Below are 8369 nucleotides of genomic sequence, written 5' to 3'. Positions count from 1 at the left end.
GGTAGTTCAATCCACCCGATTCACCACCAAATCCGCTCTTTGCCAAAAAGAAACTGCCGGGATGTTGCCCCGGGATTGACGATCCTGGACGCTTACGCCGGATCATCAGGAGGCCACCCAGGGAAAGCAGGAGGCATGATGATGGCTCTGGGACGGCGGTCACGAATCCAATCGTGCTGTCTGCGGGATTTCCAAGGTTGCCCGTGCCACCTGTTCCGGGAAGCACCTGATTGGAAAGGAAACCTCCATCTCCGTTTGAAATAAAAGCGCTGATGCCGACCGACGAAGGAGACTCCCCAAAGTAGGTTGCCATGTCGATGGAGAATTCCCAACCGGTGGTCGCGGTGTTTGCCGCTGCTGCTGAGACTAAGTCGACACCGAGGACGTTGCTGTTGTCCCAGCCGAATGAGACTCCATAACCCCCTGTCACTGCGGCCAGCGGGAGATCTCCAGGGCCGCCCCCGAGTGCGATTTCAGTCGCCGACTTGGCTATCAGGTCAAAGCCTCTGACACTCCAGAACCCTCCGCCAATTTCAATGCGCATTCCCCTGTCTGCGGTGAATCCTCCATCAAACGTTAGCCCTGCGAGATTGTTGATTTCACCAAAGCCGCCGTCGGCGTTGTCGTTTTCAAGGACGTTCTGTCCTCCGGCGACTCCATCGAAGAAGATCCACATCTTGTTGAAGTTCCCTTCGAGATTGCCAGTGATGCCCAGTTCCAGCGTGGTTCCCACGATACTGGCGAAAATCTGGTTCAGTTCCGAGCCGCCGGCTGAATCCTGTCCACCTCCGGTGGCATTTCCGAAGCCCGTGGCGGAATTCTGAGTGGCGAGCAGATCCAAGCCTTCGGAGGGAATGGCAGCACCATCGAGCGTGATGGCGGCGCCGGCTGAGCCGTAGAGACCTAGGAGAATGGCAGATGTCAGATGTCAGATGTCAGATGTCAGATGTCAGAATTAAGGGTTTTTTCACGAGGGTCAGGATTATCAGATTCCTCACGATTTCAATAAAAAAAAGGAGGGTTTTCATTGATCTTTATCGCCGAATGCTCGGCCAAAAACCATCAAGTCATCCCACCTCAGCGGTGGCAGCGTGGCGTGAGCACCAAAACTTCCAGCCGACGAGAGCTTGTCGGGGACTGTCAGGAATTGCAGCTTGGCGGTCATGGAGAACTTCTTGTGGTCGGATGGAGAGTTTCTTGAAACGGGTTCCGGAGTGCCGATCGATGCCCGTGGCTTCACACATGGTCTCGGGGTTTTTGAGACAATGCTGGCCGTCGATGGCGAGTTGGTGGCGGGTTCGAAGCACTACAGGCGACTGGAAACGAGTTGTGGCCGGCTTGGTCTCCTGCTTGCGACCGGGATGTTTCAGGCCATCGGTCCACTACTGAAGCGCAAGGGTCGGCAGCGTGTCCGTCTTCAGGTATCTGCCGGTGCGGGTCCTCTCAATCAGTTGAATAGTGGAGGTGAGATTGTGACCCTGCAGATATCAGAAGTGGGTTCGCCGCCGGAATCGGTGTCGGCCGTCTGGTCGCCTTGGCCGCGAAATGAGCGCTCGCCGCTAGTTGGCCTCAAGTGTGTGAACTACGCCGAAAACTTGCTCGCGCTGGATCATGCCCGGCGCTCCGGAGCGACGACTGCCCTCTTTCTCAATACCCACCGAGTGGTGTGTGAGGCGGCGACCGCCAATTTGTTCATCGTTTCCCGAGGCGTCCTCCGAACGCCATCGCTGAATTCGGGCTGTCTGCCGGGAACGGCTCGTGAGCGGGTGATGGAACTGGCGAGGATGCTGGGGATCGAAGCCGAGGAGGCGACCTTGAATTTGGATGACGTGGAGTTTGCCGACGAAGTGTTTTTGACCTCGGCCATTCAGGGCGTGGTGGCCGTGACGGAGCTGGATGGTCGGGCAATCGAGGCAGGCAGGGTCACCCGCAGTTTAAGGGAGGTCTTCAATGGAAAATAGTCTGAGCTGCATGGAAGATGTCGCATTTTAGGGGTCAAATATGGATTTTGCCGTGGTCTCGATGAAAGACCCAAGACTAAGCTCACGCATCCTTTTTCAACCAAGCAACCCATAGAAATCATGCCACGTCCTGTTACACTTTTTACCGGCCAGTGGGCCGATATTCCGATTGCCGAGCTTTTGCCCAAGGTCAAGTCCATGGGCTTTGATGGAGTGGAACTCGCCTGCTGGGGAGACCATTTCGATGTGCAGGCAGCGCTCACTCAAGAGGACTACGTCGAGAGCGTCTGGGAGCTTTTGAAGAAGAACGATCTTGTTGCCTATTCCATCTCCGCCCACCTGGTGGGCCAGGCGATCTGTGATCCGATTGATTCGAGGCATCAGGCGATCTTGCCGCCGCATGTGTGGGGCGATGGCGATGCCGAGGGCGTGCGTCAGCGTGCCGCGCAGGAAATGATCGATACAGCAAAGGCCTGCCGCAAGTTTCTCGATGCCGGGAAAGCCTATATGGCTGACAAGCCGGCGGGCACCGGCAAGGCGGTGGTGAACGGATTCACCGGTTCGTCGATCTGGCACGCGCTCTACGCCTTTCCACCGACGAGTCAGGAGTATCTGCAGGCGGGATTTGATGACTTTGGGAAACGCTTCGCTCCGATCCTTGAGGCGTTTGAGAAAGAGGATGTCTACTTTGCGCTCGAAGTGCATCCGACCGAGATTGCCTTTGATATCGCGAGCGCCGAACGCGCGATTGAGGCGGTCGGTGGCCACCAGCGCTTTGGCTTCAATTATGATCCTTCGCACCTAGGATATCAGGGCGTGGACTACGTGAAGTTCATCCGCCACTTCGCCGAGCGGATTCATCATGCGCACATGAAGGACGCCTGGTGGGGACACGGAAACGGTGACGTCGGAGTGTTCGGCGGGCACACGGATTTCTGTGACGCGCGGCGCTACTGGGACTTCCGTAGCGTGGGTCGTGGTGACGTGAACTTCGGAGAGGTGATTGTTGCGCTCAATGACATCGGCTATGCCGGACCGCTCTCGATTGAGTGGGAGGATGGTCGAATGGACCGCTTCCACGGTGCAACCGAGAGCTGCGCTTACGTCAAGGATCTCGACTTTCCCGTGAACCAGGCGGCGTTTGATGCCGCCTTCGACCGCGCCAACCAATAATTATGAAGCCGACGTTGATTCTTCCTCTGGCCTGTTGTGTGGCGGCGGCCTTCCTCGTGGCTGCCAAGCCAAAAGGCGAAACCCTGCCACCGGGTGCCGGCGAAAAAATCGCTGAAGCTTTGCCCGAAAAGGCCTATGCCGAGCCGAGCAAGAAGCGGACGGTACTGGTCTTTTCCAGAACGTTGGGTTTCCGCCACGCTTCGATCATCACCGGCAAGCTGGCGCTTTCCGAAATGGGTAGGGAAACCGGGGCGTTCGAGGCGGTGGTCAGCGACGATCTTTCGAATTTCGAGCCGGGAAAGATCGAGCAATTTGATGCGATTGTCTTTCTCAACACCACTCAGGATGTCTTCAAGGGCAGCGACAAACCCGAGGTGCTGCAGCAGAGCCTGATGGGATTCATCAAGGGTGGGAAAGGTTTTATCGGCATTCACTCTGCCACCGATACCTTCTACAACTGGCCGGAATATGGAGAGATGATGAATGGCTACTTCGACGGTCACCCATGGGGTGCCGGAACACGCGTCCACATCGACATCGAGCCGGGCAAGGCCCAGCACCCGCTGGTGGCAATGTTTGAAGGCAAGCCGCTCGAATTCAAAGAAGAGATCTATCAGTTCAAGGATCCCTATGATTCGAAGAAGGTGGAGATGCTGCTGCGTCTTGATCCGGCGAAGAGCGGCAAGGGCAAAAATCCCAAGCGCAAGGACAACGACTACGGCGTTGCCTGGGCGCGACATTGGGGTGATGGCCGCGTCTTCTACTGCTCGATTGGCCACAATCACGAAATGTTCTGGAATCCGAAGATCCTGAAGCACTACCTCGCCGGAATCCAATGGGCGATCGGCGACTACGATGTCGAAGTCTAGAAGTAATGCCCGGGTTCTGATACGGACCCATTGATCGAATCAACCAATAACGATAACCCCAAGAAATACCATGTCCCCAAGACCTCTTAAAGTCGCCATGATCGGTGGCGGAGCCGGAGCCTTCATTGCCAATCCGCATCAGAAGGCCATTCACTTCGATGGCACGCGCAAGGTGCATTCGGTTGCCCTGCATCCGGATCCCGAAATCGCCATGAACGAGGCCAACAACTGGCCCTATCCGGTGAAAGGCTACGTCTCATATGACGAGTTGTTTGCCGACCAGGCCAGGCTGCCCGAAGACGAGCGCGTTGATTACGTCCTGATTGTCACGCCAAACTTCGTCCACTTCGATCCGGCGATGAAAGCCCTAGAGCTTGGTCTGCCGGTGATGTGCGAGAAGCCGCTCACCGTTGATCTGGAGCAGGCGGACAAGCTGGTGGCAAAGGCCCGCGAAAAGAAGGTTCCCTTTGCCGTGGCCCACACTTATCTCGGTCACTGGTCGAGTTGGTTCAGCCGCTTCATCGTGCAGAGCGGTTTGATCGGAGAAGTCCGTTGGGTGGATTCCTACTACATGCAGGGTTGGCTTGCCGACAAGCTTGAGGACTCCGGCCAGATGCAGGCTTCCTGGCGCACCGATCCGAAAAGGGCAGGTGGCAGCGGCTGCGGTGGTGACATTGGAACCCATGCGCTGATGCAGTTGCGCTTTGTCACCGGACTCGACGTGGAGAAGGTTTCGGCGCGTCTTGAGATGTTCGTTCCGGGTCGTCCCATCGATGACCATTTCACCGTCTACGGAGAGCTGAGCAATGGTGGCAAGTGTCTGGTTCGTGCCTCCCAAATTTGCATCGGCCACAAGAACGATCTCGGCATCATGATTGCCGGAACGAAGGGAGCTCTCAAGTGGAGTGCGGAGGATCCTGAGAAGGTCACCATCCTCTTGCAGGATCAGCCCGATCGCACCTATTGGCGTGGAGCGGTCAGCGCCAACGATGGATTCCTCGGCGATGTGCCGGATTGGTTGCTCAAGGAGCCGACGATTCCCGCCGGTCATCCGGAGGCTTTCCACGATGCCTACGCCCGTCTTCACCGGGAGTTCGAGAAGGATGTCCGCGCTTTTCAGGCTGGTGAGGCATGGAGCTGCGATGGAAGCAAGTATGCCAATATCGATGACGGCCGGATGGGTCTTTCCTTTATTGATGCCTGCCTGAAGTCCAGCGCCGCCGACGGTGCCTGGGAGCCGGTCAGCAAAGGCTGATTCGGGATCACTCCATTTCAGGGCGTGGCCGGAGTCGTTCGGTCGCGCCTTTTTTTCGGGTCGAGACCTGCTGCGAATGACCCCTTGCTCAGTTGGCCGGCGGCATCACCACTCGCTTGCGGGGCCCCTTGGTTGGGTTGGCGTTCGAGGGTTGGGTTGCCGGCGGGGAGGTCGCGCCACGTGGTGGTGAAAGTCCGGGCATGTTGGCTCTTCCCGCAGCGGCTTCTTTCAAAAGTTTCTGGTCCATGCCTACCGTTCGGAGTTGGTAGGTGGGGTCGAGTGTTGCGACGGCTTTTCGCAAGGCGGCGAGCATACTAGAGTTGCCGTAGAAAGGGCCGGAGCCGGAACCGCCACCGGTGTGGGTTTCGATCAGTGCCAGTTCCCCTTTGCTGAGGAGAAAGCTGGGATTGCCTGAGTCTCCTGAAACCAACTTCTTCGATTTCGATGGATCGAGGTCGGTGTCGTAGCGGAAGCCGAGACCGGAGCCGAAGACGAGGCCGATCTTGTGGAAGAAGAGTCGACGGTGCTGGTCGGTGATCAATGCGTGGGCGCCTGCGAGTTCGGGGGGTTGCTCGTCCTTGACCTCCAGGATGGGGTAGTTTCGGATCGATTCCGGGAGCGGGCGATCCAGCAGCCCGACGGCGACATCGCTCTGCAGACCCACCTCGGAGGTCGGGATGATTTTGATCACCGTGCGTTGATGGGCTTTGCCCCTTCGATCGTGAAAGACCGCCGTGCTGCCGACTTTTCGTTGATAGTGATTTGCCATGACGACATGGCGCGGAGTGATCGAGGTGGCGGTGGTGGGCTGGTCCCAGGCGATGCCGGTGAGATCGAACATCCACGGCCAACTCTGGTTCCAGCGAACGGGTCCGTTGGGGTTGTAGGAAAGGAAGACGTTCGGGTTGGTATCTCCGCTGCGCGCGGTTCCCGCCAGGCTGAGGTCCGGATGGTGGAGGGAGGGGGCCGAAGGTGCGGCGCATGAGGCGAAGAGAAACGCGAGGAGGCTGAAGCGAAGAGTCACGTGGAAGACTCCGACACCTTGGCGCGGATGTCAAATCGGGAGAGGAGCTGGGAAGATGGACAGGATGTCCATGAGCCGCAGCGTTCAGGATGAACGCGCTCCGTGTCCCTACTCCTCTTCGATGACGATTCTTGGAAAGACCGGCTTCGGTTTGCCGGTCTGGTGGCCGTCGGGGATCAGGCCCCACTCGAGTTGGTCAAGTTTCATGTCGAGCAGGCTGTCGAGGCGGAGCTGGTTGGCGAGTCGCGCTGCAGGCTCGGGAAGGAAGGGGGAGAGGAGCAGTGTGAGTTGGGCGAGGCTTTCGACGAGATGGGCGAGGACCGTTTCCAGACGCTGCTTTTGCTCGGGATCCTTGGCGAGGGCCCACGGAGCATTCTGCTCGGTGTAGGCATTGCAGTGGGAGACGTGGGCGTTGATCGCTTTCAGGGCGGCTGCGGTGTCGTAGGCATCCATCGCCGTGCGGTAGGCCGCGGTGGCGTTGACGAGGGATTCGCGCAGCTCGAGGTCGGTCGGCGTGGGCTCGTGGTTGGTGGTGACGGTGCTATTGCAAAAGCGACCCGTCATGTTGAGGGCGCGGTTGCAGAGGTTGCCGAGTTCGTTGGCGAGCTCCTGATTGTAGAGCATCACGAGCCGCTCGAGATCGAAATCGGAGTCGCGGCCGATGGTGATGTCGCGGACGAGGTAGTAGCGCAGGGCATCGACGCCGAACTTGTCGGCGAGCTCGTCGGGATCGACGACGTTGCCGAGGGATTTTGACATTTTTTCGCCGCTGATGTTCCACCAGCCGTGGACAAGGATTTGCGGGATCTGCTCGTCGGTGAAGCCGATGGCGTGAAGCATGCAGGGCCAGTAAACGCCGTGGGCGGGAACGAGGATGTCCTTGCCGATGATGTGCAAGGGGCGGGCAGTGTTGCCGCCGGGCTGGGGCCAGAGCTTTGAGAAATCGGGAAGCCCTGAATCGGCGACGGCCTTGTAGCCGGCGAAGGAGATGTAGTTGATCAGGGCATCGAACCAGACGTAGGTGACGAAGGCGGTGTCGAAGGGCAGTTCGATGCCCCAGCGAAGCCGCTCCTTCGGGCGTGAGATGCAGAGGTCCTGTTCGCCGGCGCGGTCGAGGGCTCCGATGAGTTCGTTCCGGCGGAAAGAGGGGACGACGCAGTCTTCGGTACTGGAAACGTAGTTTTTCAGCCAGTCGCTGTGCTCGGTGAGCTTGAAGTAGTAGTTCTCTTCGTCGCGCTCCTCGACCTGACCCCACTCGGCACCGAATTCGCCGTCCTCACCACGTTCCTTGTCGGTGATGAACTGTTCCTGGCGAACAGAGTAGTAGCCCTTGTATTGCTTTTTGTAGATCTGGCCGCGGTCGAAGAGGTCCTGAAGGATCGCCTGGACGCAGGCCTTGTGGCGCTCGTCGGTGGTGGCGGCCCAGCCGTCGTATTGGAGGCCGAGTTTTTTCCACAGGTTGAGGAAAAGCTTGGTCTTCTTGGCGGCAAAGGTGGCGGGGTTGATGCCTTCCTTTTCTGCGGTCTGCTGAACCTTCTGGCCATGCTGGTCGACCCCCGTCAGGTAAAAGACCTCGGCTCCGAGAACGCGCTCATAGCGGGCGAGGACGTCGGCGAGGACCTTTTCATAGGCATGCCCGATGTGGGGTGCGCCGTTGGTGTAGTCGATGGCGGTGGTGATGAGCATGGCTTGTTAAAAAAGCTGAAAGCTGAAACGCTGAAATACTGAAAGGCGATGTCGGCGGGGTCAGGCGTCGCGGACGACCTTGCCGCCGAGTGAAAGGATCCGGGCGTTTGCTTTGGCGGCTTCGGCTTCGGGGATGTTGCCGTCGCGGACATACATCTGCGAGAGGGAGGTCCAGGCGAGAAGGTCGTTGGGACGAAGGGTAACGGATTTCAGGCCGCAGCCGATGGCTTCCTTATACTCGTCGAGCTTGAGCAGTGCCATGCCGAGGGCGTGCCAGCCATCGAAGAAGTCGGGATCGATTTCGACACAGCGGCGATAGAGCCCGGCGGCCTCTTCAAGTTCGCCGAGCGCGAGGGCTCCATTGGCGTCGTCGAAGAGATCGTCACGTTCGGACATCGGAG

At 58.4% G+C, this 8369-nt stretch carries 8 protein-coding genes; 4 read left to right on the top strand and 4 right to left on the bottom strand.

The window, feature by feature from the left end:
* On the bottom strand, window positions 1–841 hold an 841-nt coding region (locus tag WBG04_RS03245), incomplete at its 3' end, for a PEP-CTERM sorting domain-containing protein (protein ID WP_424312924.1).
* A 322-nt stretch (window positions 842–1163) separates the two neighbouring features.
* On the opposite strand from WBG04_RS03245, the gene WBG04_RS03240 reads away from it, so the two are divergent.
* The 4 genes from WBG04_RS03240 to WBG04_RS03225 all read left to right on the top strand — a co-directional run bounded on the left by WBG04_RS03240 (window position 1164) and on the right by WBG04_RS03225 (window position 5258).
* Window positions 1164–1961 (top strand): aminotransferase class IV, encoded by a 798-nt coding sequence (locus tag WBG04_RS03240; protein WP_424312923.1) that lies wholly within the window; start codon window positions 1164–1166, stop codon window positions 1959–1961.
* A gap of 120 nt (window positions 1962–2081) precedes the next feature.
* Entirely contained in the window at window positions 2082–3134 is a 1053-nt protein-coding gene (locus WBG04_RS03235; RefSeq protein WP_424312922.1) for a sugar phosphate isomerase/epimerase family protein, read from the top strand.
* Between the two features lie 2 nt (window positions 3135–3136).
* Entirely contained in the window at window positions 3137–4003 is an 867-nt protein-coding gene (locus WBG04_RS03230; protein ID WP_424312921.1) for a ThuA domain-containing protein, read from the top strand.
* Between the two features lie 70 nt (window positions 4004–4073).
* The gene (locus WBG04_RS03225) at window positions 4074–5258 is read left to right on the top strand and encodes a Gfo/Idh/MocA family protein (protein ID WP_424312920.1); all 1185 of its coding nucleotides are present in this window, start codon (window positions 4074–4076) and stop codon (window positions 5256–5258) included.
* An 88-nt stretch (window positions 5259–5346) separates the two neighbouring features.
* On the opposite strand, the gene WBG04_RS03220 is transcribed toward WBG04_RS03225, so the two are convergent.
* The 3 genes from WBG04_RS03220 to WBG04_RS03210 form a co-directional block, all read right to left on the bottom strand.
* Window positions 5347–6282 (bottom strand): hypothetical protein, encoded by a 936-nt coding sequence (locus WBG04_RS03220; RefSeq protein ID WP_424312919.1) that lies wholly within the window; start codon window positions 6280–6282, stop codon window positions 5347–5349.
* A 108-nt stretch (window positions 6283–6390) separates the two neighbouring features.
* Window positions 6391–7968, bottom strand: coding sequence for a methionine--tRNA ligase (metG, locus tag WBG04_RS03215; protein WP_424312918.1), 1578 nt, complete (start codon window positions 7966–7968; stop codon window positions 6391–6393).
* A gap of 60 nt (window positions 7969–8028) precedes the next feature.
* Window positions 8029–8364, bottom strand: coding sequence for a tetratricopeptide repeat protein (locus WBG04_RS03210; RefSeq protein ID WP_424312917.1), 336 nt, complete (start codon window positions 8362–8364; stop codon window positions 8029–8031).
* Window positions 8365–8369: the final 5 nt, after the last annotated feature.

This window comes from Haloferula sp. (assembly GCF_049672945.1).
Taxonomy (GTDB): Bacteria; Verrucomicrobiota; Verrucomicrobiia; order Verrucomicrobiales; family Akkermansiaceae; genus Haloferula.
The sequence above is the reverse complement of the archived record's forward strand: the minus strand, read 5'-3'. Positions and strand labels throughout refer to the sequence as shown.

What these genes read in the sequence shown, in the direction of transcription:
- WBG04_RS03240 (WP_424312923.1), top strand. Translation starts at nt 1,164, where the DNA reads ATGGAGAACTTCTTGTGGTCGGATGGAGAGTTTCTTGAAACGGGTTCC.
- WBG04_RS03235 (WP_424312922.1), top strand. Translation starts at nt 2,082, where the DNA reads ATGCCACGTCCTGTTACACTTTTTACCGGCCAGTGGGCCGATATTCCG.
- WBG04_RS03230 (WP_424312921.1), top strand. Translation starts at nt 3,137, where the DNA reads ATGAAGCCGACGTTGATTCTTCCTCTGGCCTGTTGTGTGGCGGCGGCC.
- WBG04_RS03225 (WP_424312920.1), top strand. Translation starts at nt 4,074, where the DNA reads ATGTCCCCAAGACCTCTTAAAGTCGCCATGATCGGTGGCGGAGCCGGA.
- metG (WP_424312918.1), bottom strand. Translation starts at nt 7,968, where the DNA reads ATGCTCATCACCACCGCCATCGACTACACCAACGGCGCACCCCACATC.
- WBG04_RS03210 (WP_424312917.1), bottom strand. Translation starts at nt 8,364, where the DNA reads ATGTCCGAACGTGACGATCTCTTCGACGACGCCAATGGAGCCCTCGCG.